Annotated in this window: 28 protein-coding genes; 16 read left to right on the forward strand and 12 right to left on the reverse strand. The window is 72.6% G+C overall.

Features of this window, described 5'->3' with window-relative positions:
- Window positions 1–142: 142 nt before the first annotated feature.
- On the forward strand, window positions 143–553 hold the full coding sequence (locus ACWGJM_RS32605) for a tautomerase family protein (protein ID WP_453415336.1): 411 nt from the start codon (window positions 143–145) through the stop codon (window positions 551–553).
- 16 nt (window positions 554–569) lie between these two features.
- Here ACWGJM_RS32605 and ACWGJM_RS32610 read toward each other — a convergent pair whose 3' ends face one another.
- Together ACWGJM_RS32610 and ACWGJM_RS32615 are read right to left on the reverse strand one after the other, a co-directional pair.
- Window positions 570–941 carry a hypothetical protein gene (locus ACWGJM_RS32610; protein ID WP_453415337.1) on the reverse strand — a complete coding sequence of 124 codons (372 nt, stop codon included), beginning with the start codon at window positions 939–941 and terminating at the stop codon, window positions 570–572.
- Between the two features lie 168 nt (window positions 942–1,109).
- Window positions 1,110–1,994, reverse strand: coding sequence for a hypothetical protein (locus tag ACWGJM_RS32615; protein WP_453415407.1), 885 nt, complete (start codon window positions 1,992–1,994; stop codon window positions 1,110–1,112).
- A 233-nt stretch (window positions 1,995–2,227) separates the two neighbouring features.
- Here ACWGJM_RS32615 and ACWGJM_RS32620 point away from each other — a divergent pair, with 233 nt between their 5' ends.
- The gene (locus tag ACWGJM_RS32620) at window positions 2,228–4,345 is read left to right on the forward strand and encodes a SpoIIE family protein phosphatase (RefSeq protein WP_453415338.1); all 2,118 of its coding nucleotides are present in this window, start codon (window positions 2,228–2,230) and stop codon (window positions 4,343–4,345) included.
- Here ACWGJM_RS32620 and ACWGJM_RS32625 read toward each other — a convergent pair.
- Window positions 4,278–5,111, reverse strand: coding sequence for a putative protein N(5)-glutamine methyltransferase (locus ACWGJM_RS32625; RefSeq protein ID WP_453415339.1), 834 nt, complete (start codon window positions 5,109–5,111; stop codon window positions 4,278–4,280). The two genes, ACWGJM_RS32620 and ACWGJM_RS32625, sit on opposite strands and share 68 nt — an antisense overlap.
- A 314-nt stretch (window positions 5,112–5,425) precedes the next feature.
- Between ACWGJM_RS32625 and ACWGJM_RS32630 the strand changes: the two genes are divergently transcribed.
- Complete coding sequence (locus ACWGJM_RS32630; RefSeq protein ID WP_453415408.1) at window positions 5,426–5,827, forward strand: MarR family winged helix-turn-helix transcriptional regulator; 402 nt, start codon at window positions 5,426–5,428, stop codon at window positions 5,825–5,827.
- A 13-nt stretch (window positions 5,828–5,840) separates the two neighbouring features.
- Here the strand turns inward: ACWGJM_RS32630 and ACWGJM_RS32635 are convergent, their stop codons facing one another.
- Window positions 5,841–6,566 carry a GNAT family N-acetyltransferase gene (locus ACWGJM_RS32635; RefSeq protein ID WP_453415340.1) on the reverse strand — a complete coding sequence of 242 codons (726 nt, stop codon included), beginning with the start codon at window positions 6,564–6,566 and terminating at the stop codon, window positions 5,841–5,843.
- Window positions 6,563–7,489 carry an NADP-dependent oxidoreductase gene (locus ACWGJM_RS32640; RefSeq protein ID WP_453415409.1) on the reverse strand — a complete coding sequence of 309 codons (927 nt, stop codon included), beginning with the start codon at window positions 7,487–7,489 and terminating at the stop codon, window positions 6,563–6,565. Before ACWGJM_RS32640 ends, ACWGJM_RS32635 begins: the two co-directional genes overlap by 4 nt.
- 184 nt (window positions 7,490–7,673) lie before the next feature.
- Here ACWGJM_RS32640 and ACWGJM_RS32645 point away from each other — a divergent pair, with 184 nt between their 5' ends.
- The 7 genes from ACWGJM_RS32645 (at window position 7,674) to ACWGJM_RS32675 (ending at window position 13,503) form a co-directional block, all read left to right on the forward strand.
- Window positions 7,674–8,279, forward strand: coding sequence for a sulfite oxidase-like oxidoreductase (locus ACWGJM_RS32645; protein WP_453415341.1), 606 nt, complete (start codon window positions 7,674–7,676; stop codon window positions 8,277–8,279).
- A complete protein-coding gene (locus ACWGJM_RS32650) occupies window positions 8,272–9,042 on the forward strand; it encodes a ferredoxin reductase (protein WP_453415342.1) in 771 nt (256 codons plus the stop codon). The genes ACWGJM_RS32645 and ACWGJM_RS32650 overlap by 8 nt, the downstream gene beginning before the upstream one ends.
- 227 nt (window positions 9,043–9,269) lie before the next feature.
- On the forward strand, window positions 9,270–9,848 hold the full coding sequence (locus tag ACWGJM_RS32655) for an Rv1733c family protein (protein WP_453415343.1): 579 nt from the start codon (window positions 9,270–9,272) through the stop codon (window positions 9,846–9,848).
- Between the two features lie 111 nt (window positions 9,849–9,959).
- Window positions 9,960–10,928, forward strand: coding sequence for an acetylxylan esterase (locus ACWGJM_RS32660; protein ID WP_453415344.1), 969 nt, complete (start codon window positions 9,960–9,962; stop codon window positions 10,926–10,928).
- A 10-nt stretch (window positions 10,929–10,938) separates the two neighbouring features.
- Window positions 10,939–11,343 (forward strand): nuclear transport factor 2 family protein, encoded by a 405-nt coding sequence (locus tag ACWGJM_RS32665; RefSeq protein WP_453415345.1) that lies wholly within the window; start codon window positions 10,939–10,941, stop codon window positions 11,341–11,343.
- Window positions 11,344–11,452: 109 nt separating this feature from the next.
- On the forward strand, window positions 11,453–12,628 hold the full coding sequence (locus ACWGJM_RS32670) for a serine hydrolase domain-containing protein (RefSeq protein WP_453415346.1): 1,176 nt from the start codon (window positions 11,453–11,455) through the stop codon (window positions 12,626–12,628).
- Window positions 12,629–12,759: 131 nt separating this feature from the next.
- On the forward strand, window positions 12,760–13,503 hold the full coding sequence (locus tag ACWGJM_RS32675) for a GntR family transcriptional regulator (protein ID WP_453415347.1): 744 nt from the start codon (window positions 12,760–12,762) through the stop codon (window positions 13,501–13,503).
- On the opposite strand, the gene ACWGJM_RS32680 is transcribed toward ACWGJM_RS32675, so the two are convergent.
- Window positions 13,481–14,224: a methyltransferase domain-containing protein gene (locus tag ACWGJM_RS32680; protein WP_453415348.1), complete on the reverse strand. Its 744-nt coding sequence runs from the start codon at window positions 14,222–14,224 to the stop codon at window positions 13,481–13,483. The two genes, ACWGJM_RS32675 and ACWGJM_RS32680, sit on opposite strands and share 23 nt — an antisense overlap.
- Window positions 14,225–14,229: 5 nt before the next feature.
- Window positions 14,230–14,793 carry a PadR family transcriptional regulator gene (locus ACWGJM_RS32685; protein ID WP_453415349.1) on the reverse strand — a complete coding sequence of 188 codons (564 nt, stop codon included), beginning with the start codon at window positions 14,791–14,793 and terminating at the stop codon, window positions 14,230–14,232.
- A 70-nt stretch (window positions 14,794–14,863) separates the two neighbouring features.
- On the opposite strand from ACWGJM_RS32685, the gene ACWGJM_RS32690 reads away from it, so the two are divergent.
- Entirely contained in the window at window positions 14,864–15,271 is a 408-nt protein-coding gene (locus tag ACWGJM_RS32690; RefSeq protein ID WP_453415350.1) for a nuclear transport factor 2 family protein, read from the forward strand.
- A gap of 2 nt (window positions 15,272–15,273) precedes the next feature.
- Here the strand turns inward: ACWGJM_RS32690 and ACWGJM_RS32695 are convergent, their stop codons facing one another.
- The 5 genes from ACWGJM_RS32695 to ACWGJM_RS32715 form a co-directional block, all read right to left on the reverse strand.
- On the reverse strand, window positions 15,274–17,178 hold the full coding sequence (locus ACWGJM_RS32695; protein WP_453415351.1) for a hypothetical protein: 1,905 nt from the start codon (window positions 17,176–17,178) through the stop codon (window positions 15,274–15,276).
- 227 nt (window positions 17,179–17,405) lie between these two features.
- Window positions 17,406–18,176, reverse strand: coding sequence for an SDR family NAD(P)-dependent oxidoreductase (locus ACWGJM_RS32700; RefSeq protein WP_453415352.1), 771 nt, complete (start codon window positions 18,174–18,176; stop codon window positions 17,406–17,408).
- Window positions 18,173–19,474 (reverse strand): histidinol dehydrogenase, encoded by a 1,302-nt coding sequence (hisD, locus tag ACWGJM_RS32705; RefSeq protein ID WP_453415353.1) that lies wholly within the window; start codon window positions 19,472–19,474, stop codon window positions 18,173–18,175. Before hisD ends, ACWGJM_RS32700 begins: the two co-directional genes overlap by 4 nt.
- A gap of 34 nt (window positions 19,475–19,508) precedes the next feature.
- Window positions 19,509–20,444, reverse strand: coding sequence for a VOC family protein (locus tag ACWGJM_RS32710; RefSeq protein ID WP_453415354.1), 936 nt, complete (start codon window positions 20,442–20,444; stop codon window positions 19,509–19,511).
- Window positions 20,441–21,406 carry a fumarylacetoacetate hydrolase family protein gene (locus ACWGJM_RS32715; protein ID WP_453415355.1) on the reverse strand — a complete coding sequence of 322 codons (966 nt, stop codon included), beginning with the start codon at window positions 21,404–21,406 and terminating at the stop codon, window positions 20,441–20,443. Before ACWGJM_RS32715 ends, ACWGJM_RS32710 begins: the two co-directional genes overlap by 4 nt.
- Before the next feature lie 223 nt (window positions 21,407–21,629).
- On the opposite strand from ACWGJM_RS32715, the gene ACWGJM_RS32720 reads away from it, so the two are divergent.
- From ACWGJM_RS32720 to ACWGJM_RS32740, 5 genes are read left to right on the forward strand one after another with little or no spacing between them, the layout of a single operon-like run.
- Window positions 21,630–21,953, forward strand: coding sequence for an antibiotic biosynthesis monooxygenase family protein (locus ACWGJM_RS32720; protein WP_453415356.1), 324 nt, complete (start codon window positions 21,630–21,632; stop codon window positions 21,951–21,953).
- Window positions 21,954–22,004: 51 nt separating this feature from the next.
- Window positions 22,005–23,129, forward strand: a complete 1,125-nt coding sequence (locus ACWGJM_RS32725) for an FAD-dependent monooxygenase (RefSeq protein WP_453415357.1) — start codon at window positions 22,005–22,007, stop codon at window positions 23,127–23,129.
- A complete protein-coding gene (locus ACWGJM_RS32730) occupies window positions 23,126–24,133 on the forward strand; it encodes an amidohydrolase family protein (protein WP_453415358.1) in 1,008 nt (335 codons plus the stop codon). Before ACWGJM_RS32725 ends, ACWGJM_RS32730 begins: the two co-directional genes overlap by 4 nt.
- Window positions 24,130–25,107 carry a cyclase family protein gene (locus ACWGJM_RS32735; protein WP_453415359.1) on the forward strand — a complete coding sequence of 326 codons (978 nt, stop codon included), beginning with the start codon at window positions 24,130–24,132 and terminating at the stop codon, window positions 25,105–25,107. The genes ACWGJM_RS32730 and ACWGJM_RS32735 overlap by 4 nt, the downstream gene beginning before the upstream one ends.
- A gap of 8 nt (window positions 25,108–25,115) precedes the next feature.
- Window positions 25,116–26,486, forward strand: a complete 1,371-nt coding sequence (locus ACWGJM_RS32740; RefSeq protein ID WP_453415360.1) for an FAD-binding oxidoreductase — start codon at window positions 25,116–25,118, stop codon at window positions 26,484–26,486.
- Window positions 26,487–26,489 lie beyond the last annotated feature (3 nt).

Genomic DNA, 26,489 nt, shown 5'->3' on the forward strand with positions numbered 1-26,489 from the left:
CGGTGTCTTGGCTCTGTTCTAGAGGAGTGAAGAGCCATTGTGCAACTAGTTGCACAAACGAGGGAGCGTGAGTCCGGCCACTTTGTAACTACTAGTATGTACAGTCAGTGCGCACCGGCCCGCCCCAGACAGGAGCCCACCCATGCCCTTCGTCCGCATCGACGCCCTCGGCACCGACCGCACCCGCCTGGAAGCCCTCGGCCGCGCCGTCCACGAAGCGCTGGTGGAGACCCTCGGCGTCCCGCCCGACGACCGGTTCCAGGTCCTCACCGGCCACGACGGCGTCACCGGCACCCTGCGCCACGACGACTACCTCGGCATCCACCGGGACGAGGGTGTCGTCTTCGTCGCGATCACCATGCGGTCGGGGCGCACGCCCGGCCAGAAGCGGGCGCTGTACCGGCGGATCGCGGAGCTCGCCCACGCCTACGCGGGCACCGAGCCGCGCAATGTGCTCGTCACCGTCACCGAGAACGAGTCGGTCGACTGGTCCCTCGGCCACGGGGAGGCGCAGTACGCCCCGGGCGCCGGTGGGGCGGCCGGGGCGTCATGAGCAGCCGGAAACCCGGTCAGCGGCTTTCGAGGCGAAGGTGGAGGTCCCTCTCCTGGTCGCCGGAGGCCGTGCAGGTCTCGTGGACGGTGAACATCGAGGCCAGGGTGGACCGGAACCGGTCGACGGCCCAGTAGCCGCCCTGGACGTCCGCGGTGACGGACGAGCCGAGCCGGACCGGTGGGCACACCTCCTGGCGGGCGTCCGCGACGTCGTAGCTGCCGAGCCACACCATGGGGCGGGTCTCGTGCAACTGCTGCGGCACCTCGTCGTCACCCCGGTCGGACGAGAAGCAGTGGCTCAGGGCGTCGAACACCACCCGGGCGTCCTCCTTGGAGCCGCTGATCTCCACCGAGACGGTTTCCGGATGCGACCGCTCCACGTTCCTCATGATCGCTCCTTTCGTGGCCGCGCTGCGGTGGAACGGGGTACCCCGCCGAACCGCTTCCATCCTCAGGAAAGCACCACTCCTGCCGGAGCACTACCGCTGCGGGGACGGCGGGGACCCTGTCCCGGTCTCGGATGAACCGGTCGCGTCAGCCCCGGGTGACCTCGTGCGTCAGCCTCGCGTGAACTTGTACGTCTTGCTGTCGGTGAGCACGCAGAAGCCAGGGGACACCACGATCACGCGCAGGGTGCCGGTACGCCGGTCGTAGTCGATGCCCTCGGCCTCGAAGGTGCCGGAGCAGCCGCTGCGCAGCGGCAGTTGGCGCAGCGCCGTGACGTGGCCGGAGACGTCCGCCGTGCCGTTCGGCGTGCCCGACAGGTCGACCTGGAGGAGCGGCTTGGTGACGCCGAAGAGCGTGCCCTCGGGGTCGTCGGAGGAGCACAGCAGCGTCGTCGGGCCGGAGAAGTCGCAGCCCTGGACGTCGCGCACGGCATGGTCGAGGTTGATGGTGGAGACCTGCGGCAGGTTCGCCGAGGGCGAGGTGGAGGCGTTCACGCCCGGGGTCGGGAAGACCAGGAAGCGGGTCATCGTGCCGTACTCGCCCGCCAGCATCCACTGGCCGTCGGGCGAGATCGCGACCCAGGAGTTGTTCAGCGCCTCCCCGGCGCCCAGCGTGTGGACGTACTCCGACCAGGCGCCGCCGGGTGCCTGCACCCGGAACATCTTCGAGTTGCCGGAGTCCCGCTGGTACGGCTCGATGTAGTAGCCGCCGTACGAGGCGTCGGGGTCGCCGACGTGATTCCAGCCGCGGCTGCTCACGTCGGAAGGGATGGTGCCGATGCCGGTGTACCGGTTGGGGCTGCCGGCCGGGACCTCGACCGAGGTCAGGCCCTGGCTCTCGGTGAGCGGATCGGCGCGGTCGGAACCGGTCTCGGTCCAGGTGTCGGCGGCGGCGGCGGGCGCGGCGGACACGGTGAGGGACAGGGCGGCGGCGGTGGCCACGACGACGAGTGCGCTGAGGGCTGTGTGACAACGTTGCCGGACGGACGCGGGCAGGGGCGCGGGCATGGCCGACTCCTCGGGCGGGGGGTGGTGATCGGTCGGCCGACAGTCTGGACCGAGCACATGGGCATGTACAGACCAATCGCGCAACAGGGGCGTGAACTCTGTGGCGTCGCGGTGGAGAAAGTCGGCGGCTGCGTCGGAGAGTCCGGCGCGGGCACGGTAGAACAAGGGGAGGCGGCACTGGGGAAGGCGTGCCGTGCGGACAGCAGGAGGCGGTGCGTGACATGAGTGCAGCCGAGGTTCCCGTGGGCGGGGGCGGCGAGCCCCTGCGCGGGCCGGTGCGCCCGAGCGGGCTGCTCGACGTGCTGGGCGTGGCCTCGGTGGTGCTGGACTCCGACGGGCGCATCGTGCTGTGGAGCCCCCAGGCGGAGGAGCTGTTCGGCTGGTCGGCGCAGGAGGCGCTGGGGCGGTACGCGGCCCGCCTGATGGTGCACGAGCAGCACGTCCAGCTGGTCGGCGAGCTCTTCGCCGATGTGCTGCGCACCGGGCAGGACTGGGCCGGCGGCTTCCCCATCCGGCACAAGGACGGCAGCACGCGCCTGGTGGAGTTCCGCAACATGCGGCTGCTGGACGACCGGGGGGCCGTGTACGCGCTGGGTCTGGCCGCGGACCAGTCGACGGTCCGCCGGATGGAGCAGGACCTGGCGCTGTCCGGGCGGATGGTGCAGCAGTCGCCGATCGGACTGGCCGTCCTGGACACGCGGCTGCGGTACGTCTCGGTCAACCCGGCGCTGGAGAAGATCAACGGCGTGTCCGCCGAGGAGCACGTCGGGCGGACCCTCCGCGAGGTGGTGCCACTGCTGGACGCCGACGCGCTGGACTCCGCGGCCCGCCGGGTCCTCCAGACGGGCGCGCCGCTCGTCGACCGGTCCACGGTGGGCCGCACCCCGGCCGACCCGGACGAGGACCACGCCTGGTCGGTGTCGCTGTACCGGCTGGAGGACGCCACGGGCACGGTGCTCGGCGTGGCTGCGTCGATGGTCGACACCACCGAGCAGTACCGGGCGGGCGTCGAGGCGGAGGCCGCGCGGCGCCGCCTCGCCCTGATCGCCGACGCCTCGGCACGGATCGGCACCACGCTGGATCTGGACCGCACCGCCCGCGAGCTGGCCGACGTCGCCGTGCCGGAACTCGCCGACGTGGCGGCGGTGGATCTGCTGGACGCGGTCGTCGAGGGCCGCCGCAGCACCCTCGGGCCGTCCGAACCGGCGGTGATCCGTGCCCTCGCCGTCCGCGCGGAGGACGCGGCGGACGCCCTGCGGGCCGCCGACCCGCCCGGGCAGATCGCCCGCTACGCGCCCGACCGGCTGGTCACCGAGTGCGTACGGACCGGCAGCCCGGTCCTGGTGGCGCAGGTGAAGGACGAAGACCTCCCGCGCATCGCCCGCTCCCCCGAGGCGGCCGCCCTGCTGGACCGGGCGGGCATCCACTCGTATCTGGCCGTACCCCTGATCGCGCGCGGCGAGGTGCTCGGCGCCCTCGACCTCAAGCGCACACGGAACCCGGAGCCCTTCGGCGAGGACGACCTGCTGCTGGCCCGGGAACTGGCCGCCCGCGCGGCCGTGCAGATCGACAACGCCCGCTGGTACCAGAACGCCCGCGACACCGCGCTCACCCTCCAGCGCAGCCTGCTGCCCGGCCATCCGCCGGTGACCACCGGCCTCGAGGTGGCCTCCCGTTACCAGCCGGCCGGGGCCACCAGCGAGGTCGGCGGCGACTGGTTCGACGTCATCCCCCTGGAGGACGGCAAGACGGCACTGGTCGTGGGCGATGTGATGGGCAGCGGCATCAGCGCCGCCGCGACGATGGGCCGGCTACGGACCGCGACGACGACGCTGGCCTCCCTCGGCCTGGATCCCGCGGTGCTCCTGGAGCACCTCGACAAGACCACCTCGGGGCTCGACCACTCCATCGCGACCTGTGTGTACGCCGTCCACGACCCCCATCTGCGCCAGTGCCGGATCGCCAACGCCGGGCACCTGCCGCCGGCGCACGTGCGTCCCGGCCGCCCGCCGGAGCTGCTCGACCTGCCCACGGGGGTGCCGCTGGGCGTGGGGGGCGTGGGTTTCTCCACCGTCACCGTCGACTTCGCCCCCGGCGACGAGCTCGTGTTCTACACCGACGGTCTGGTGGAGACGCGCCGGCACTCGCTCGACGAACGCCTGGACGCCCTGCTCTCCCTCCTCGACGATCCGGCCCGCCCACTGGAGGAGGTCTGCGACCTGCTCCTGCGGACGCTGCACCACCCCGACAACCACGACGACGTGGCGCTCCTCATCGCACGGGCGCAGGAGCTGACCCAGGCCGGCCCTGGGCCCCGCGCTCGGGCCGCACGCCGATGACCACATGGCTGTACAGCTCCTCCGAAACCGCCAGCCGCGTGGCCAGGCCGGCGCGGGTGAAGGCGTCGACGGCCGCCGGGGACTGGTGTTCGCTCGTCTCGACCAGCAGGCAGCCGCCGGGAGCCAGCCAGTCGGGGGCCTCGCCGGCGACTCTGCGCAGGACGTCGAGGCCGTCGGGGCCGCCGTCGAGGGCGACGAGCGGTTCGTGCTCGCGGGCCTCAGCGGGCAGGAGCCCCACTTCGCCGGTGGGGACGTACGGCACGTTGGCCGCGAGGATGCCCACGCGACCGCGCAGGCCCCCGGGCAGCGCCTCGAACAGGTCGCCCGCGTGGACCTGGCCGCCGTACGGGGCGACGTTGCCGCGGGCGCAGCGCACCGCGGCGGGGTCGATGTCGGCGGCGTGCAGCTCGACCCGGCCGAGGGCCGCGGCCAGCGCCGCGCCGACCGCGCCGGAGCCGCAGCACAGGTCGACGACGACGGCCGCGCCCGGCGCCTGGGCGAGGGCCTGGTCGACGAGGAACTCGGTACGGCGCCGGGGTACGAAGACGCCGGGCTGCACGGCGATGCGCAGCTCGTGGAAGCGGGCCCAGCCGAGGACGTGTTCGAGGGGCAGCCCGGCGACGCGCCGGTCCACCATCGTGGCGAGTTCGTCCGGGGTACGGGCGGCGGCGAGGAGCAACTCCGCCTCGTCCTCGGCGAAGACGCAGCCGGCGGCGCGCAGCGCCGTCACGACCGCGTCGGGCGAGAAGGGGGAAAGAGGGGGCATGGAAGCCGAGAGCCTTTCTTCGGGCCTGGGGCCGAAGGGCACTCTCGCGGTCACCGGTGCCGGTGATCCGTTCCGTCGCGAGGAGAGAGCACCCCAGCTGACACAGCGGTAATGGGTCTCACCTCCTCGACAGCCGGCGGCCGGGATCGTCCGCGGCACGGACGGCCACCTTACCCCAGCCCGATCGGGCGTCGGCCGCGCGGAGTTCGCCCCGGCGGCACACCAGTCAGCTAGTTGTATTATGCAACCAGAAAGGCGGAGGAGGCGGACCCGTGACAGCAGCCCGGAGGGCGATCGAGACCATCCAGCGCGAGATGACGATCTTCGCCCGGCGGGCCCGGGCCTCGGCGGGGCGTATGCACCCGGAACTGTCGCTGGTGTCGTACACGCTGCTCGGACATCTGGAGGAGGTCGTCAGCTGCCGGGCCACCGACCTCGCGGCGCACTACGCCCTGGACAAGTCCACGGTCAGCCGTCAGGTGTCCGCGCTCGAGCGGGCGGGGCTCATCGAGCGGCGCCCGGACCCGGCGGACCACCGGGTCCAGTTGCTGCATCTGACCGAGGCCGGCCAGGAGATCCTCGCCCAGGTCACCCGGCGCCGCCGGGCGGCCTTCCGGGAGCGGCTGGCCGACTGGCCGGAGGAGGACCTGACGCGGTTCGCGGCGTACCTGGAGCGGTACAACGCCGAGCCGCCGGAGGTCGCCGAGGCGGAGTGAGCGGACCGCCGGATCACGCCGCCGGCACGGCCTCCAGGCCGTCGGCCAGCCGCTCGGGAACCCGGGCCGCGAGGAACGCGGTGCGGCGGCGGAGCCGGAAGCCCAGCGACTCGTACAGCCGGATGGCGCCCGTGTTGCCCGCGCCGGTGTGCAGGAACGGCGTCTCGCCGCGTTCCCGGATGCCGTGCGCGACGGCGAGGATCAGGCGGGTCGCCAGGCCCTCGCCGCGGAAGGCCGGGTCGGTGCAGACCGCGCTGATCTCGGTCCAGCCCGGCGGGTGCAGCCGCTCCCCCGCCATCGCGATCAGGGCGCCCTCGCGCCGGATGCCCAGACAGGTCCCGAGCTCGATGGTGCGGGCCTCGAACGGGCCGGGCCTCGTGCGCGCGACCAGGTCGGTCATCTCGGGTACGTCGGCGGGGCCGAGGCGGACCGCCTCCGCGTCCGGGGCGGCGGCCAGGCCGTCGTCCACGAGCTGGACGCCCTCGATCCGGAAGGTGATCTCCCAGCCGTCCGGAACCCGCCCCCGGAAGCCCGGCAGCGGCACCTCGGCACCCGGTCCGGCCAGCGCCGCGAGGTCCGCCCAGTCCTCGGCCTCGGGCTCGTCGGGCAGGGCCAGCCACGGGGAGACGTCGACCGGGTAGCGCAGGATCCGGCCGCGCCGCTCGGCGAAGCGGGCGTGCGGGCCGGTCAGTGAGGCGCGGGCAGGGTTGTCGAGGACGTGCGGGGTCTCGGTGGTCATCGGGCGACCTCGATCACGATCTTGCCGCGGGCGTGCCCTTCCTCCACGGCGCGCAGGGCCTCTTCGGCGCGCTCCAGCGGGAAGGTCCGGGTGACGTGCGGGTCCAGGTCGCCCTTGACGACCAGTTCCGCCACCGCGTCCAGGACCGCGGCGGTGCGGGCGCGGGCCACCCGGGCGCCGCCGAGGTCCGCCACGGTCTGCTCGGGCGCGCCGGCGGTGATCAGCTTGGTCCGGTCGGTGAGCAGGCCTGCCGCCTCGGCGAGCACCTCGCCGCCGACGAGGTCGAAGACGCCGTCGACGCCGGCGCGAGCGGCGGCGCGCACCCGCCGGGCCAGGTCCGGCCCGGCCGGCACGTGCACGGCGCCCAGCGACTGGACGAACTCCTTCTTGCCCTCGCTCGCCACACCCACGACCCGCAGCCCGAAAGCCCGGGCGATCTGTGCGGCGGCGGCCCCGACCCCACCGCCCGCACCGGTGATCAGCAGCGTCGCGCCCGCAGGCAGGGCGAGCTGGCGCACGCCGTCGTAGGCGGTGGCGGCGGCGACCGGCAGGGTGGCGGCGTCGGCGAAGGACAGGGCGGCGGGCTTGTGCGCGGTCGACGCGGCGGGCAGCAGCGCGTACTCGGCGTACCCTCCGGCGGCCGTGTTGCCGAAGACCTCGTCCCCGACTGCGAATCCGCTCACGCCTTCGCCGATCTCCTCGACGGCGCCGGAGACCTCGTTGCCGAGCACGGCGGGGAACTCGCGCTCGCCGGTCTCACCGGGGCGGCGGTAGCCGGTGCGCAGCTTCCAGTCCACCGGGTTCACGCCCGCCACGCGGACCGCGACCAGGAGCTGACCGGGGCCGGGGCCCGGCCGGTCCACGTCCACGAGGGCCTCGGTCTCCGGTCCGCCGTACCGCGTGAAGACGTACGCCTTGGGCATCTGCTTCCTCACTCTCCTTGCGCTGCTGTCGCCGAGGCGCCGGCGATGGCACTCAGCGCCAAGGAGGAACGCGGGAGAGCTATTCCCGGACCGGCCGGGAGTTCATACGGCCGCAATGATCGGGCCCCGGCGAGCGCCACTGACCAGGGACGGAGCACGGCCGGGGACAACGTACGGTTGAGGCATGAACGTCACCCGAGGCTTCATCGGGCGCCCGCGCGCCGACCGCGCGGGGCTGCCGCCCGGCCAGTACGACGCCGGAGACGACTGGCCCGTCCTGTCCGCCGAGGTCACCCCCGACCTCGCGCCCGCCGACTGGACGTTCCGCATCGACGGGCTGGTGGCCGAGCCCCGCACCTGGGACTGGGACGAGGCGCACGCGCTGCCCGGGGCCGCGTACGAGGGTGACATCCACTGCGTCACGAGTTGGTCGAAGTTCGGGGTGCGGTTCGGGGGCGTGTCACTGGACGCCTTCCTCGGCGCGGTCCGGCCCCATGGGTCCGCCACCCATGCCGTCGCCTACTCGCACACCGGCTACACAGCCGGCCTGCCGCTGGCCGACCTCACCGGCGGGCGCGCCTGGATCGCGTGGGAGTACGACGGCGAGCCGCTCGCGCCCGAGCACGGCGGGCCGGCCCGGCTGCTGGTGCCGCACCTGTACTTCTGGAAGAGCGCCAAGTGGATCGCCGGTGTCACGCTGCTCGACCACGACGAGCCGGGTTTCTGGGAGCGGAACGGCTACCACGCGCGGGGCAACCCCTGGGAGGAGCAGCGGTACTCCGGTGACTGAGGCGGTGACCACCACGACGTTCACTCCCCCCACGCGTTTCGCGGTGCCCGGACGCATCGAGGCCGGCGACCTGGCCGCTTCGGTGTGGCAGACGGCGACGCTCACCGGGATCCGGCGGGAGACGCCCCGTGCCGCCACCTTCCGGCTCGCCGTGCCGGCCTGGACGGGGCACCTGCCCGGACAGCATCTGATGCTGCGGCTCACCGCCGAGGACGGCTATGTGGCGCAGCGCCACTACTCCATCGCGTCCGCGCCGGACGGCTCCGGGCACATCGAGCTGACCCTGGACCACGTCGAGGGCGGCGAGGTCTCCGGCTGGTTGCACACGGTGGCCAGGCCGGGTGACACGGTCGAGGTGCGCGGCCCGCTGAGCGGCTTCTTCGCCTGGCCGGGCGACCGGCCCGCGCTGCTGGTCGGCGCCGGATCCGGTGTCGTACCGCTGATGTCGATGGTGCGGCACCACCGGGCGCGGGGTCTGTCCGTGCCGCTGCGGATGGTGGTGTCCGCGCGGACCCCCGAGGAGCTGATCTACGCGCGCGAGCTGGGCGCGGAGACCACGGCCGTGTTCACGCGCCGGGCGCCGGAGGGCGTGCCGGTGGGTCGTGTGGCGGCCGCACATGTGGCGCCGCTCCTGGCCGAGCAGCCTCCTGGTGGGTGGGAGGCCTATGTGTGCGGCTCCAACGGCTTCGCGGAGCACGCCTCGCGGCTGCTCGTCGCGGCGGGACAGCCCGTCGACCGGATCCGCATCGAGCGCTTCGGCTGACCGGCGGTCCGGAGGCGCGCCAGTGGGCGTCCAGCGGCGCTGTGGGGCCCCTTGCCATGCTCGGCTCCGCCGCGACGTGGTTGGTCCACGGGGTGAGCGAGCTGCTCCGTACGGGGTACGAGACCGGTGTGGACGCTCGCATGCGTGCGACGTGCGCGGGGAGGGGCGGACCGGCTCCGGCAGGGGCCGACCGGCCCTTCGGCTCGGGTGACGGCGAGGAGGTCGACATGCGAACCCGGGTGCGCGGATGGCGCTGGCGGCGCAATCCGCTGCGACGCCGGTCGGACGTCGTGGAGGCGTGGACGGCGCTGGCGGTCGCCGTCCTGCTGTTCGTGGGCGCGCCCCTGGCCGGGGCGCTGGCGGGCCTGTGGGCCCATGAAGAGGCGCGGACCGTGGCCACGGCGCAGCGGGAAGAACGCCACCGCGTCCGTGCCGAGGTGATCGGCGAAGCGCCGGAGCGGCTGCCCTCGGTGGGCGACCGGCAGGCCTACCGGACCACGGTGCGCTGGGCGGAGCCGGGCAAGGGGACGCGTACGACGTCGGCCCGGGTCCCGGCGGGGGCGCGTCAGGGTGACGTGGTGGACGTGTGGTTCGACTCCCGCGGGCGCAGCGTCGCCCCGCCGTCGGACGACGTCGCGGTCTGGCAGCACACCGTCAGCGTCGGGGTGTGCGTGGCGGGCGGCGCGGCGGCCGTGCTCCTCCTCGGCCACGGCATCGCCCGGCACGTCTCGCTGCGGCACCGGATGGACGAGTGGGAGCGGGAGTGGGCCCGCACGGGGCCGGACTGGACCCGGCGCCGGGCTTGACCCGGCCGGCGCGGGAGAGAGGCCTCGGTGCCCGGCGAGGGCCTGGCGAGTCCTCCGATCACCGACGTACGGTGTGATCACCCGCACGCTCTCACTCAAAGGCGGTTGCTGATGGCCCTGTTCGATCTCCCCCTGGACGAACTCCGCACGTACCGCAGTGAGTCCGCCGAGCCCGAGGACTTCGACGCCTTCTGGTCCAAGACGCTCCAGGAGGCCCGCGAGCACGACCTGGACGCCCGCTTCGAACCGGTGGACTCCGGGCTGTCCACCGTGTCGGTGTACGACGTGACGTTCGCCGGGTTCGGCGGCCACCCGGTGAAGGGCTGGCTGACCCTGCCCGCCGGTGCCGAGGAGCCGCTGCCGCTGGTGGTGGAGTTCGTGGGCTACGGCGGCGGTCGCGGGCTGCCGCACGAGCACCTGCTGTGGGCGTCGACGGGCCGGGCGCACTTCGTGATGGACACGCGCGGCCAGGGCAGCGCCTGGGGCGGCGGGGGCGGCACCGCCGACCCGGTGGGCGGCTCCCCCGCGTACCCCGGCTTCATGACCCGGGGCGTCGACGCGCCCGAGAACTACTACTACCGCCGGGTGTTCACGGACGCGGTGCGCGCGGTCGAGGCGGCCCGTTCGCACCCGCTCACCGACGCGGCGCGGACCGTGGCGACCGGCGGGAGCCAGGGCGGCGGCATCACCCTCGCGGTGGGCGGGCTGGTCCCGGACCTGGTGGCGGTCGCCCCGGACGTGCCGTTCCTGTGCGACTTCCCGCGCGCGGCGACCCTGACGGACCGGCACCCGTACCGGGAGATCGGCCTGTACCTCAAGACGCACCGCGGGCGGACCGAGGACGTCCTGCGCACGCTGTCCTACTTCGACGGCGTCCACTTCGCGGCCCGCGGCCGGGCGCCCGCCCTGTTCTCGACGGCTCTGGAGGACCAGACCTGCCCACCGTCGACGATCTTCGCGGCGTTCAACGCCTGGGCGCACGACGACAAGGGGATCGAGGTGTACGACTTCAACGACCACGAGGGCGGCGGCCCGTACCAGGTGGCGGCGAAGCTGCGCTGGCTGCGGTCCTACGCCTGAGGGGCGGCGGATGGACACACGGGAGGCCGCGGAGCGGTTCGTCCGGGTCTGGGAGCGGGCCTGGGCCACGCACGACGTGGCGGCGCTGTTGGAGTTGTACGCCGAGGACTGCGTGCACCGGTCGATGCCGTTCCGCGAGCCGCACCGCGGGCGCGAGGCGCTCGGGGCGTATCTGCGCTGGTCGTTCGTCGAGGAGCGGGTGACCGGCGTGCGGTTCTCGGCGCCGGTCGTCGCTCCGGGCGGCGTCGCGGTGGCGGAGTTCCTGGTCCTGGCGGAGGAGGACGGCGTGCCGTCCACACTCGCGGGCTGCGTCTTCGCGCGGTTCGACGAAGAGGGGCGTGCCGTGGAGACCCGGGACTACTGGCACACGGCGGACGGTCACCGGCAGCCCACCGGGAGGCTGTTCTTCCGCTGACCGCCCTTGTCCCTTTCCCGCCCTTCCCTCCAGTCCGACCAGTCGGTACGTTCAGGGGGCCCGGGTCGCAGCGTCGCGGCCCGGGCTCACGGCGGACGACGGAGGGCTGATGTCCGGGGACCAGGCTCACGAGGTACGGGTGCACGGCCACTGCGACGCCCGTTTCACGGCGGTGCGGCGGGCGTTCGAGGAGAACTTCCGGGACCGGGACGAGCTGGGCGCCGCGGTGGCGGTGACGGTCGGCGGCGAGACGGTGGTGGACCTGTGGGGCGGCTGGGCGGACGCGGCCCGCACCCGCCCGTGGCGGCGGGACACGCTGGTCAACGTCTGGTCGACGTCCAAGGGACCGGTGGCGCTGTGTGCGCACGTCCTCGCCGACCGGGGGCTGCTCGACTTCGACGCGCCGGTAGCCGACTACTGGCCCGAGTTCGCGGCGGCGGGCAAGGAGAAGGTCCTCGTACGGCATCTGCTGTCGCACCGCGCCGGACTCTCCGGTCCGCGCGAACCGCACTCGCTGTGGGAGCTCTACGACTGGGAGCTGACGACCGCGCGGCTGGCGGCGACCGAGCCGTGGTGGGAGCCGGGGACGCGGTCCGGCTATCACGCGCTGACGTACGGCTTCCTGGTGGGCGAGGTGGTCCGGCGGGTCTCGGGGCTGCTGCCGGGGGCGTTCCTGGAGCGGGAGGTGACCGGGCCGCTCGGGATCGACTTCCGGATCGGTCTGCCCGAACGGGAGGCGGGCCGGGCGGCCGAGCTGGTGCATCCGCGGGCCGCGACGAGCGGCGAACAGGCCGCGATCTTCAGCCAGTTGGCGCCCGCGGCGATCGCGGCGCTGACCAATCCCGCGGTGGGCGCGAAGGAGGCCAACACGCCCGAGTGGCGGGCCGCCGAGATCCCGGCCGCCAATGGTCACGGCACGGCGCGGGCGGTCGCCGAGCTGTACGGCGTCTTCGCCGGGCGCGGGACGTTCGGCGGCCGGCGGGTGCTGTCCGCCGAGGCTGCCGAGCGGGTGCGCGAGGGTCAGGGCAGCTGTCGTGACCTGGTGCTGGGGGCGGGTTTCGAGAGAGAGACGGAGGTCGGGCTGGGGCTGTGGCTGAGCGGCCCGAACGGCTCGTACGGTCCCAATCCGCGCGCTTTCGGACACGACGGCTTCGGCGGTTCCTGCGGGCTCGCCGACCCGGAGGCGGGCGCGTCCCTCGGCTATGTGATGAACCGGATGGGGCCGCACATCGCCGACGACCCGCGCAAGCAGGCGCTGGTGGACGCCCTGTACCGCGCACTGTGACGCCCGCGGCCCGCGGTTCGGTTTTCGGCCGAACCGGCGGGCCACCCTTCCCTGCTGGTGTAGACCAATGCTAGATGTGGTCGCGCAATGAGCCCGCACGGCTACGTCTTGTCACCAACAGGAGGCGCGGCATGGCCCGCACCACCCCCCACGACCACCCGCAGACCGACGACGAGCCCCTCTACTGGCGGATCGCGACCCAGTTGCTCGGCGAGCTGCGCGAGGGAACCATTCCGCCCGGTGAACGGCTGCCGGGCGAGCGGCGGTTGGCGGAGCATTTCGGCGTCAGCCGGGAGACCGTCCGGCAGGCGCTGGAGGTGCTGCGCCGCGACGGTCTGGTGACCACCGACCGGCGGGGCAGCCACGCGACGCTGCCCGGCCTGCCGGTGGAGGACCCGGTGTCGCTCGCCTTCCCGGTGGGCGCGCGCAGCGCCGATCCGGGCGCGGTCGACCGGGCCACCGTCACCTGGGAGGCTCCCCCGCCCGAGCACGCCGTCGCCCTCGGTCTCGGCCCGCACCGGCCGACCCTGGTGCACCGCTACCAGTCCGCCACGCCCGACGGCCGCGCCGTGCGCAGCGCGGTGACGTCCTTCTCCGCCGTGGCCCTGTCCGAGGTGGCCGAGCTGGGCCGCTACCGCGACCGTGCCGACGGCGCCGCGGCGGCGCAGCTGCGGCGGGCCTACGACTGGATGCGCAAGGCCGGCCTGACCCTGCACCACCGGGACTCCATCAGCCAGGTCGCCGACGCCTCCTCGGTCCGGGTGACCCGCCGGGTGCACGACCAGTTCGCCCGGCCGCTGGAGATCACCGATCTCGTGGTGGACGCCCAGCGGGACACCCTGGTCTACGAGTTCACGGTGCCGGCGGCGGGGTGACGCCGCTGCGCGCCACCACCAGCCGGGCGCGGGGGCCGCCGTCCGCGCGCCGCCCGAGCTCGGGCAGGGCGTGCAGCTCCACCACGAACCCGGCGCGCTCCAGCTCCCGCACCACGTCCCCGAACCGGAAAGCGCGGTAGTACATGACGAACGGCGGACGCCACACGGCGTTGCGCACCCGCATCACCGCGTCGAAGCCGAGCAGCATCCAGTACGCCGCGGTCGCCGGCCTCGGCGGGGCGAGCACAAGGAACGCGAACCGGCCGCCCGGGCGGAGCACCGAGTGCACCCGGGCGAACAGTCCTGGCAGCTCGCTGGGCAGGAAGTGGCCGAACGCCCCGAAGCTGACCACCAGGTCGAAGGCGGCGGCGAACGGCAGCGCGCGGGCGTCACCGCGCACCCAGGACACGCGCGGCCCGGTGGGGCGGACCCGTTCCCGGGCGACGGCGAGCATGCCGGCGCTGAAGTCGACGCCCGTGACGCTCTTCCGGCACACCCGCGCCAGTACCTCCGTACCGGCGCCGGTCCCGCAGCACAGGTCGAGCCCGTCGGCGAAGGGACCGAGCCGGGCGAGCACCTCCGCCACCGGCTCCAGCACCTCGTCCGGGGTCCGGAAGGGGGTGTGGTCGAACTTCGGGGCGAGCAGGTCGTAGCCGTGCTCGACGGACGACAGCGCCTGCACGGCGAGTTCGCGCAGGGTGGGGCCTTCGGGGCTGAACATCCGGGTCAGCCTAGGGCAACGCGCTGCTTCAGGACCGCCAGAACCCGCTCGCACCAGCGCAGGTTCCCCTCCTCGAAAGCGATCCCGCCCATCAGGGTCAGATACGGGCCGATGCGGTCGGACTCGCTCAGATACTCCTCCTCGGTGCGGCCGTCGAGGAGACGGTCGCGGAGGCGCAGATAGCGGTCGAGCTTGCCGCGCGCCCAGGACATGCGCTCCTCGACCAGCTCGCGGGTGACGGCCGGGTCCACCCCGTCCATCGCCTGGATCTTCACGAAGAGCTCGTCGCGGAGGGTGGTGGGCCGGCGGGGCGGCTCGGCGGCGAAGGAGCGCAGGTCCGCGCGGCCGGCCTCGGTGAGGGTGAACATCCGCTTGTTGGGCCGTCGCTCCTGCTGCACCACCCGGGCCTCGATCAGCCCCTCCCCCGCCAGCCGTTCCAGCTCGCGGTAGAGCTGCTGCGGGGTCGCCGGCCAGAAGTTGGCCAGGGACACGTCGAAGACCTTGGACAGCTCGTAGCCCGAGGCCTCGCCCTCCAGAAGAGCGGCGAGGACGGCGTACTTCAGAGACATGTGGACACGCTAACAGCGGATGACTATTCTCATCCGCACCTAATCAATTAATTGACTATGAGGTGGTCCGATGCGTGCGTTCCGCGAGGCGGTCGAGGCGGGCGACATGGACGCCGTGGAGGCGCTCCTGGCCGAGGACGTGGTCTTCACCAGCCCGGTCGTCTTCAAGCCGTACCCGGGCAAGGCGATCACGGCGGCGATCCTGCGCGGGGTCGCGCGGGTCTTCGAGGACTTCCGGTACGAGCGGGAACTCGCCGGCGCCGACGGACGCGACCACGCGCTGGTCTTCGCCACCCGGGTGGGCGACCGCGAGCTGACCGGCTGCGACTTCATCCATCTGAACGAGGACGGCCTGATCGACGAACTGACGGTCATGGTGCGGCCGTTGTCGGCCGCGCAGGCCCTGGCGGCGGCCATGGGAGCGCAGTTCGAGCAGATCGCCAAGGAGGCGGAGGCCCGGTCGGCCTCCGCCTCCTGACGTCAGGCGACGGTGAGGGTCAGCGCGCCCGTGCGGGTGGTGCCCGGCGTGAGGGCCGTCGGCGTGCCGTCGACCGTCAGCGTCACCGTCTTCCCGCGCGGGGCCTTCACAGCCGCGTCGGCGGCGATCGTGAGCGACGTCAGGTACGAGGTGCCGGTGACCGTCCAGGTGGAGCCGCTGTTCAGCTTCACGATCGCCCCGTTGTTGACGGCGGGCTGCACGGTGTTGGTGACGATGCCCAGCTCGTAGAAGGTGGACGCGTCGATGGTGGACACGCGGTGCCTGGCCCTCGATGCGGAGATCACGCCCTCGACGGCCGAGTCCTCGAAGGTGAGGACCATGTTCTTCCCCTTGCGCATGCCGTTGTAGAAGTCGCCCTTCAGCTCGATGGAGCTGAAGGTGGCGGCCCCGTCGGAGCCGTGTGCCGCGGTCACGTCGAAGGAGGAGTCCTTGGCCGGGTCGTCGGTGGGCTCGGTGTAGACACCGACGTTCATCATCTTGCCGTTCACGTTCACCGGGCCCGGGTCGTCCAGCTCGATCATCTGAAGGATGATCCCGTCGCGCGGGTTGAGCCGGGCGCCCTGGGAGCCGTCGACGGTGATGGCGGTCTGCTGGCCCTTGTTGAGGAAGGTGGCCCGCTCGGAGTCGACGACCGTGCCCCCGTCGATGGTGAGCGTGCCCGCGCCGAAGAACATATAGCCGAAGTGGCCCGAGTCGACGGCCGTGCTACGCACCGGCACGGCCGCCAACTCGGTGTCTGTGAGACCGATTTCGAGCTCGGTGTTGAGTGCGGCGACGGCCTCGCGGGTGCTGTCGCCGTAGTGCACGACGGCGGCCGATCCGGCGATGATGGTCGCGTAGCTGCCGACGTCCACCCGGGAGCCGAGCACCCGGACCGTGGCGTCCCCGATGGCGTACGTGCCGTAGCCGTACGCCCCGGTGTTGCCGAAGTGGCTGTTGATCGCGGTCAGCTTCAGCCCGCTGCCGCCCTCCACCGACAGCGCCCCCCAGGTCTCCGAGAACACGGTCGAGTCGAGGTAGGTCGCCCTGCTGTTCCTGCCGATCAGGTTGGTGGCCCGGACGTTGCCGTCGAGGCCGAGCATCCAGGGCACGGACTCCATGTACGGGGTCTCGACGGTGGCCTGGTAGTCGGCGGGCAGCACGCCGTTGCGGGCGCGCAGGACGGAGTCCTTGACGAGGACGTTGGCGCCACCGTCGGCGATGACCGTGGTACGTACCACGCCCTGGGTGCTGATCCGGGCGCCGTCGAGCACCAGCCGGGTCGACGCGCCGTCGCCGACCACGGCGGCACCGTACCCGGCGAAGTCGCAACGGCCGTTGCCCGTCAGGGAGATGGTGGGCCGCCGGAGCGTGTAGGTGCCGTTCTCGACGTACACGCCGTCGAAGCACTCTCCGGTGGACGTGATCGACACGTTCCGGGCGCCGGTCTCGGTGACCCTGCCGCCGAGGACGGCGGAGAGCACGGACTTGCCGGTCACCACGCCGTCGGCGTCTACGTACAGCGCCTGCCGGAAGGGAAAGGTGAGCGTCTCGTAGGTGACCCCGGTGGCCTCGGCCACGGTGAGGACGACATCTCCGCGGTAGGTGCCGGCCTGGACGAGGGTGGCGGTACCGCCGGTCCCGGTGAGCAGCTGGCCGGTCTCCACCCCGTTCACGGTGAGCGTGAGGCTGTGACCGTCGGGGGCGACGATCCTGCCGCCCTCGGCGACGGTGAGCCGGCCGACGCGGGTGGTGGCGGCGAGTTCGTACGTCTGGCCCGCCTCGACGGTGATCTCCTTGGCGGAGGCCCGCTCCGGTGCGGCGAGTGCGGGTGCCGGGGGGACGAGGAGCGCCCCGGCCGTCGCGGAGCCGGCGATGAGTATCGAACGTCGGGTGATCAGCATCATGACTTGCCTTCCCAGACAGGTGGAGTGCGTCGTTGCGCAAAGTGAGCGGGCGGGCATCGGATATGTCGTCACGGCGGCCCGCCGAGGAGCCCCGGGGGATTCGGAAGGAGAGTGAATCAGCCCCGTACAGAAGGCAGTAGGGGCCGCACACACCCATTCGGGAACCCGATTCCTCGGATCGCGCGGCCCACTTCATGGCCATCACACAGAGTTGCCACAGTCAGTGGTCACGCCGGTGCGGTCATTCCCGCCGACAGGTCGATGTCCGCCCCGCACAGCCCCGGCATGCCGAGCATCGCGACCAGTGCGCGGGCCACCTCGTCCTCCTCCACGAGGCGGCCCAGGGCGGCCCGGGAGGCGAAGTCGCGTTCCGCCTCCTCGGCGGTGCAGCCGGTGAGGTCGGCCGTGAGCCGGAAGTTGCGGTCCATGCGCGGCCCCCTGACCGGGCCGGGCGAGAGCGAGTTGACCGCGACGCCCCGTGGGCCGGCTTCGCCCGCGAGGGTGCGGGTCAGGCCGATCAGCGCCATCTTGGAGGCGGTGTAGGGGGTGCGGTTGAGCAGGGGTCGCTTGCCGCTGACGGAGGCGACGTTGACGATGTCGCCGCGTCCCGCCGCGAGCATCGGCGGCAGGAAGGCCCGGCACATCAGGTAGGCGCCGCGTACGTTGACGGCGAACACCTCGTCCCACTCGTCGGGCTCGACCTCGGTCAGGGGCCGCACCGGGCCGGCGATGCCCGCGTTGTTGACCAGCAGCGACACGTCCTCGTCGGCGAGTCCGGCGGCCAGCGCCCGGACCGAGGCCGGGTCGGAGACGTCGCACACGGCCGTGCGCGCCAGGCCGCCCTTCCCGGCCACCCGGGCCGCCGCTTCCGCCAGGGCGCCTTCGGTGCGGCCGGCCAGGATCACCCGGGCCCCGGCCTGAGCCAGGGCGAGCGCGAACGCCCGCCCCAGGGGTCCCCCGCCGCCGGTGACCAGCGCCGTCCGCCCGTGGAGGCTCACGTGTGGTTCCACGGCAGCTCGTCGCCGGCGGCCCGGGCGGCCCGTACGTCACCGGAGCGCGCGTGCCCCTCGAACAGCTCCACGCGCGAGGCACGCCCGCACAGCCGGCCGAGCAGGGCCTGCGAGGCGGTGTCGGTGACCTCCTGGTACGTGACCGTCCTGAGGTACTTCCCCACCCACAGGCCGCCGGTGTAGCGGGCGGCGCCCCTGGTGGGCAGCACGTGGTTGGTGCCGATCACCTTGTCGCCGAACGAGACACAGGTGCCCTCGCCGAGGAACAGGGCGCCGTACTGGGTCATCCGCTCCAGGGCGAGACGCGGCTCGGCCGTGAGCACCTCCACGTGTTCAAAGGCGAACGCGTCGGCGAGTTCGTACAGCTCGTCGAGGGAGTCGACGACGTGCACCTGCCCGTGGTCGCGCCACGCGGGTCCGGCGAAGTCCCGGGTGGGCATGGTGGGCAGCAGGCGTTCGACCTCGGCGACGGTCCGCTCGGCCACCTCGCGGGAGGTGGTGATCAGGACGGCCGGGGAATCCGGGCCGTGCTCGGCCTGGGAGAGCAGGTCGACCGCGCACACGAACGGGTCGGCGTGCTCGTCGGCGAGGACCAGGATCTCGGTCGGCCCGGCGAACAGGTCGATGCCGATCTCGCCGAACAGCTGCCGCTTGGCCTCGGCGACATAGGCGTTGCCGGGCCCCGCGATCAGATCGACCGGCTCCATGCTCGAGGTGCCGACGGCCATGGCGGCCACCGCCTGGACCCCGCCGAGCAGCCAGATCTCGTCGGCGCCCGCGAGATGCATGGCGGCGACGGTGGCGGCCGGGATCTCGCCCCGGATGGGAGGCGTGCAGGCGACGACCCGGGGCACGCCGGCGACCTTGGCGGTGACGACGGTCATGTGGGCGGAGGCGGTGAGCGGATAGCGTCCGCCGGGGATGTACGCCCCCGCGGCCTGCACGGGGATGTGCTTCTGGCCGAGCTTCACACCCGGCAGGGTCTCCACCTCGAACTCCCCCAGGGAGTCGAGCTGGTGGCGGGCGAAGGTACGCACCTGCTCCTGCACGAACCGGATGTCGTCGATGACCTGCTGCGGCACCGACGCGACGATCTTCTCGACCTCCTCCTCGCTCAGCCGGAAGGAGTCGGGGCTCCAGTCGTCGAACTTCTCGGAGTACTCGCGCACGGCCTCGTCGCCGCGCTCGCGGATGTCCGCGATGACCGAGGAGACGGTCGCGCGCACCTGGTCGAGGGAGGCGGTGACCTCGGCCCTGGGTACGGCGTGCTTCAGGATCTCTGCCACAACGGCGGCCTTTCTCGGGAGGGAGTCGGTCGGATCACACGGGGGGCGCTTCGAAGAGCACGTCGGGGTCGTTGAACTGCTCCTTGGCGACCGACTCGCTCATCGGGTCGGCGGTCCCCCACTGGTCCTGGGTCATCGGGTCGTCGACGTCGTGCCGCCCCGGGTGCCACAGGTCCTCCTCGAGGACGGCGAGCTCGGTGGTGTACTCGACGGTGTTGCCGTGCGGGTCGTGGAAGTAGGAGAAGGTGTTGTCGCCCGCGAGATGACGGCCCGGCCCCCAGGTCAGCCGGGTCCCGGCCCGCAGCGCCCGCCCGGTGCCCCGCAGGTACTCCTCCACGCCCCGCATCTCGAACGAGGCGTGGTGCAGGGACACATGGGGCCCGCGCGCGATGGCGAAGGAGTGGTGCAGGGGGCTGCACCGCAGGAAGTACATGAGGTCGCCCATGTGCGTGGAGTACAGGGTGTCGGTGAGCCGGAAGCCGAGGTGGCGGACGTAGAAGTCGCGCAGGCCCTGCGGGTCCTGGGAGTTGACCACGCAGTGCGACAGGCGCACGGGGACGGCCTCGCGCTCCTCGATCCTGCGGTGGGTGCGGGTGGCGACCTCGGCGGAGACCTCGACGACCCGTCCGTCCGGGTCGAAGAAGCGGATGCCGTAGCCGCCGCCGGGGGTGTCCAAGGCCTTGGGTTCATGGACGAGTCGGATCCCGGCACGCCCGAGCCGCACCGCCAGTTCGTCGACGGCCGCCGGGGAGACGGCCCCGAAGGCGACCAGGTCCATCCGCTTCCGCTCGTCCCGGCGGATCCGGACGACGTAACTCTCGGGGCTGCCCTCGGCGGCGAAGAAGGCGAGGCCGCTGTCGTCGGCGACCTCGGTCAGGCCCCAGGTGGTGCCGTAGAAGGCGCGCTGGATGTCGAAGTCCGGTACGGCCAGGTCGACATGGCGCAGATGGGTGATGGGCTGGAAGCTCATGCGTGGCTCCTGACGGTGTTGCGCTGGTGACCCAGGCCCGTGATCTCCGCCTCCAGCACGTCACCGGGGCGCAGGAAGACGCCCCAGTGCGCGCCGTTGCCCGCCGGTGACCCGGTGAGCAGCAGGTCGCCGGGGCGCAGGGTGGTGGTCGTGGAGACGTACGCGAGGAGCCGGGGGATGTCGAAGATCATGTCCTTGGTCGACTCGTCCTGCCGGACGACGCCGTTGTGCCGCAGGGTGATCCGCAGGTCGTCCGGGTCGCCGGCGAAGGCGGCCGGGACGAGGAAGGGCCCGGTCGGCAGGAAGGTGTCGGCGTTCTTGGCGGTGAACCAGTCGGTGCCGATGGCCTTCAGGTCGGGCCGGTAGAGGCGGTCCCGGGTGGTGAGGTCGTTGCAGATCGTGTAGGCGGCGACGTACGACATCGCTTCTCCGGCCGGGATGTTCCTGCCCGATCTGCCGATGACGAGGGCGAGTTCGAGCTCCCAGTCGTGCTGTTCGCCGAGTTCCGGGAGCAGGATGTCGTCGCACGGGCCGCACATCGCGCGCGGCGAGCCGAGGAAGACGTACGGCACTCCGCCCCGGATCCGCTCGTCCATCATCTTCTCGGCGTCGGCGCGGGCCTCCTCGGGTGTCGCGCCGTGCACGCTCTCCGTCTCCGCCGCGACCAGGTCGACGACGTGCTTGCGGTAGTTGGCGCCGCTCTGGAGGATCTGGCCGGGCTCGATCGGGGCCAGTACGCGCAGTCCGGCCAGGTCGTGCCAGCTGCCGTCGGCCGAGCCGGCGAGGTCGTGCAGTCGGGGCAGCCAGCGGTCCCAGCCGTCGATGAGGGCACGCACGGACGGCACCCGGTCGGACAGGTCACGCACCCGGGTCCCGGTGACCAGGCCGGGGAAGGCCTCTGTGGCGCTGCTGAAGGTGCCGAGCGCGAACGGTCCGGCATGGGTGGGGAGTGGATGGGGCACGGGCGGCTCTCCTCGGACGGATGCTGGGGGCTCGCCTCCGACGCTAGGCAGCGGCGCCGGGCGGCGGAAATGGCCGTTCGCGATGCCTGCCATCGGCGGCGCGACCGGCGCCTCCATCGCCGTACGGGATGGATGACGTCCCCCTTGCCGATGCCTCGATCCGTTGACCCTGCATCGCCCGCCGATCAGGCTCGGAGCACCCCACCACCCCTAGGAGAACGACGTGGTAGTCGAGCATGCCGAGCTGGCCGTCGAGGCCGGCCGGGAAGCGGAGTTCCAGGAGGTCTTCGGCAAGGCCCGCGAGGTGCTCGCGGAGGCCGACGGGTTCCGCTGGGCCGAACTGCTGCGGTGCGAGGAGCGGCCGCGGACCTTCCTGCTGCTCGTCGGCTGGGACTCCGTCGAGGCGCACACGGCCGGATTCCGCGAGTCCGAGCGCTTCGGCCGCTGGCGGGCCATCGTCGGCCCCTTCTTCGCCGAGCCCCCCGTCGTGGAGCACTACCACGAACTCGGGCCGCGGCGGGGGCCCGGGGGCCTGCCCCCGGAATGAACACAGCCCGGGTGGCACCTGTCATCTTCTCTACCTTCGCAAGGATCGCCCATGACCGTACACAAGGTGCTCGTCGTCGGCGGCGGCATCACCGGAAGCGTGCTCGCCCTCGCGCTCGCCCGACGCGGCGCCGACGTGGACCTCGTCGAGATCTCCCCCCAGTGGTTCGGTGTGGGCCATGGCATCACCATTCAGGGCAACGCGCTCAAGGCGCTGCGCTCGGTCGGCGTGCTGGACCGGGTACTGGACCGGGCCGTGCCGTTCGACATCATGCGGCTGCGGCGTGCGGACGGCGGGCTGGTCACCGAGCTGGCCACCCCGCACACCGGTGGCCCGGACCTGCCCTCCACGGCGGGCGCCCTGCGCTCGGACCTTCAGAACGCACTGTGCGACGCGGTGTACGCGCAAGGGGTCCGGGTCCGGCTCGGACTGACCGTGACGCGGCTCGACCAGTCGCCCGTACACGTGGACGTGGCGTTCAGCGACGGCGCCACCGGCCGCTACGACCTCGTGGTCGGCGCCGACGGGATCAACTCGGCGATGCGCGGACTCATCGGCATCGCCCAGCAGCCGAGCCCGGTCGGTATGTCGATATTCCGGGTGGTCGGCGAGCGCCCCGCCGAGATGGACTGCGCCGAGGTGTACTACGGCGGCCCCCGCTTCAAGGCCGGTTACAGCCCGATCTCCGCCGATCAGTGCTACGCCTACCTCCTCGACGAGAACCTCGACGCCGCTCTGATCGGCCCGCGCGCTCCGCTGTCGCTGATGCGGGAGCGCGGCGCCGGTTACGGCGGCACCTGGGGCAAGGTCATCGCCTCGCTGCCCGACGACACGACGGTCGACTACCGCTGGATCGAGGCGGTGCTGATCGACGGGCCGTGGCACCGCGGCCGCACGATGGTGATCGGCGACGCGGCGCACGCCTGTCCGCCGCTGATCGCGCAGGGCGCGGCCATGTGCCTGGAGGACGCGGTGCTGCTGGCCGAACTGGTCATGGGTTGCGAGCCGTTGGAGAAGGCGCTGGACCACTTCATGTCCCGGCGGTTGCCCCGGGTGCGCATGGTGCTCAGGAACTCGCTCCAGCTCGCCGACTGGGAGATCCACCCGGGCACGCCCGGCGCCGACCCCGCGCGGATCATGTCGGAGACGCTGACCTCGCTGACGGCGGCGGCATGAGCGGCGGACCTGTCGTCGACTTCCACGGTCATCTCGCCGTACCCGCCGCCGACGCGCTGATCGCGGGCGCACCCGGCCTCGCCGCCGAACTGGCCGCGGAGCAGCGTGCCCACTCGGCCGAGTCCCTGTCCGTCAACCGTGCCCAACTCCGGCGTCTGACAGCGAGGTTGACCAACCCTCGGGTACGGCTGGCCGACCTCGACGCGATGGGCGTCGACATCCAGGTGGTCGGCCCCATGCCGATGCACCACTACTGGACCCAGCCGGATCCGGCCGCCCGCCTGGCCGGCACGGTCAACGAGGCGGTGGCCGCGCACTGCGCCGCCGACCCCGACCGCCTGTACGGGCTGGGCACGATCCCGCTCCAGCACCCCGGCCTGGCGGTCACCCTGCTGGAGAGGGCGGTCGTCGACCACGGTCTGTACGGCATCAGCGTCTCGACGACCGTCGACGGCCGTGAGCTGGCCGACCCCGCGCACGACGAGGTGTGGGCGCGGGCCGAGGAGCTCGGCGCGGTCGTCTTCGTCCACCCCTGGGGCTGCTCGCTCGGCGCGCGGCTGGCGACCCGCTACCTGGGCAACACGGTCGGCCAGCCCGTCGAGACGACCGTGGCCCTCTCCCACCTGATCTTCACCGGCGTCCTGGACCGCTTTCCGCGCCTGAAGCTGGTGGCCGCGCACGGGGGCGGCTATCTGCCCACGTACATCGGCCGTTCGGACCACGCCTGGCAGGTGCGGCCGGACGCGCGCGGCTGCGCGGAGCCGCCCAGCTCCTATCTGCGCCGCATGTGGTTCGACGCGCTCGTCTACACCCCGCGTGCCCTGCGGCACCTGGTCGAGGAGGTCGGCGCGGACCGGGTGGTCCTCGGCACGGACCACCCCTTCGACATGGGCGTCGACGACCCGGTGGCCCGCCTGGACGCCGCCGGGCTGGACCCGGCCGACCGGGCCGCGATCGCCGGGGGCAACGCCCTGGACCTGCTGCTGAAAGGACGGATCCGATGACAACCACGCCCCTCGGCCCGATCGAGGAAGAGCTCGCCAAGGCCCGCGCCGCCTACCGGAACTGGGGCCGCTGGGGCGAGGACGACGTGCTGGGCACGCTCAACTTCATCGACGACGCGATACGGGCCCATGCGGCCGGCCTGGTGCGGCGGGGACGGCCCTTCTCGCTCGCACTGGAGTTCAACGAGGACGGACCCCAGCGCGGATTCCGCGGTCGCATCAATCCCGTCCACTACATGAAGGACACCGGCTCCGACGCGGCGGCGGGCACGCAGGGCTTCCCGCACGGCTTCGGCGGCGCCGACGACCACATCGTCATGCCGCTCCAGGCCTCCACCCAGTGGGACGGGCTCGGCCACATCTACGACAACAAGCAGGCGTGGAACGGCCGTCCGTGCACCATCGTGAACGGCGACGGCGACGCGGTCACCGGCATCGAGCACATGCGGGACGCGTTCACCGGACGCGGTGTCCTGCTCGACGTGGGCCGGGCGGCCGGCGACGAGCACGGTGAACTCCCCGACGGCTTCCCCGTCCTGGAGGAGCATCTGCGGGCCACGATCGAGGCGCAGGGCGCCACTTCCACGGTCCGTCGGGGCGACCTGGTGCTGGTGCGCACCGGGCAGATCGGACGGGTACGGCGACTGGGCGGTTGGGGCACCTACGCGGCCGGTGACGCGCCCGGGCTGTCCTTCACCACGCTGGGCTGGCTGCACCGCACGGAGATCGCCGCGGTCGCCTCCGACACCTGGGGCCTGGAGGTGCGCCCGTACGAGTTCGCCGAGCCCGCGATGTCACCGCTGCACCAGATCGCCATCCCGAACATGGGCCTGCCGCTGGGCGAGATGTGGGACCTGGAGGCCCTCGCGGAGGACTGCGCGGCCGACGGCGTGTACGAGTTCCTGCTGGTCGCCGCTCCCCTGCCGGTGACCGGCGCGGTGGGCGCGCCCGTCAACCCGATCGCGGTCAAGTGAGGGCCCGAGTGATCATGAACCGTTTCTCCGGCACCCTCCACCTCCCCGGCGACGAGGACTTCGAAGAGGCCTGCTTCGGGCGGGTGTTCAACGCCCGCCGGCCGGCGGACCGTAGCCCCGCGGCCGTGCTCGATGCACGGACCGAGCAGGACGTCGTCGAAGGCGTACGCCTCGCCCTGGAGCGCGGCTGGCAGGTCGCCGTCCGCTCGGGCGGGCACAGCTGGGCCGCCTGGTCGGTGCGCCGGGACGCGCTGCTGATCGACCTCGGCCACTTCCGTGAGATGGCGTACGACGAGTCGACCAGGATCGTGACGGCGACTCCCAGTGTGCGGGGCGGCGACGAACTCAACCCGTATCTGGGCGGATTCGGCCGCTTCTTCAACGGCGGCCACTGCCCCTCCGTCGGCATCGGCGGGTTCCTGCTCCAGGGCGGGCAGGGCTGGAACGCGCGCGGCTGGGGCTGGGCGGCGGAGAACATCGTCGCGATCGACGTCGTGACCGCCGAGGGCGAGCTGGTCCGGGCCGACGAGACACGGCACAGCGACCTGTTCTGGGCGGCACGCGGCGCGGGCCCGGGCTTCTTCGGCGTGGTGACCCGCTTCCACCTGCGCACCCGGCCGCTGCCCCGGCATCTGGCGCACACGGTCCACGCCTATCCGCTGGACCTCTTCGACGAGGTCATGACCTGGCTGCACGGTATGCACCACACCGTGTCCGGCCTGGTGGAGATCGTCGCGCTCACCCAGACGCCTCCCGGCTCCGAAAGCCCGGTGCTGCTCGTCACCGGCGTGTCCATGACCGACACGCCCGAGCAGGCCGCGCAGGCACTGGCACCCCTGCACGCGAACCCGTACGCGGACCGCGCGCTGCTGCGGATCGAGGCCGAACCGACGACACTCGCCGAGCAGCTCCAGGGCCAGCGCACCGCCAACCCGGAGGGCCACCGCTACCTGGTGGACAACGCCTGGCTCACCGGGCCGGCCGAAGAGATCGTCCCCGCGATCCGCAAGGCGTTCACCGAACACCCGACCCGGCAGACCTTCACCATCTGGTTCTCCATGGCGCCGCTGCGTGAACTGCCCGACATGGCCTTCTCGTTGCAGTCGGAGATCTACTGCGCCGCCTACGTCGTCCACGACGAGCCCGAGCGGGACGCCGAGCTGCGCGCCTGGCTGGACGGGGCGATGGCGGCGATGGAGCCGGTGACCGCCGGCCAGTACCTCGGGGACTCCGACTTCACCGTGCGGCAGCTGCGGTTCATGGGCGACGCGCAGTGGCACCGGCTCCAGGAGATCCGCGCCGTACGCGATCCCAAAGGCCTGTTCGCGGGCTATCTGAGCACCGGGGCCGTCACCAACACCAACCACTGGGAGCAGTGAGGC

Source organism: Streptomyces sp. NPDC054834, from assembly GCF_053611185.1.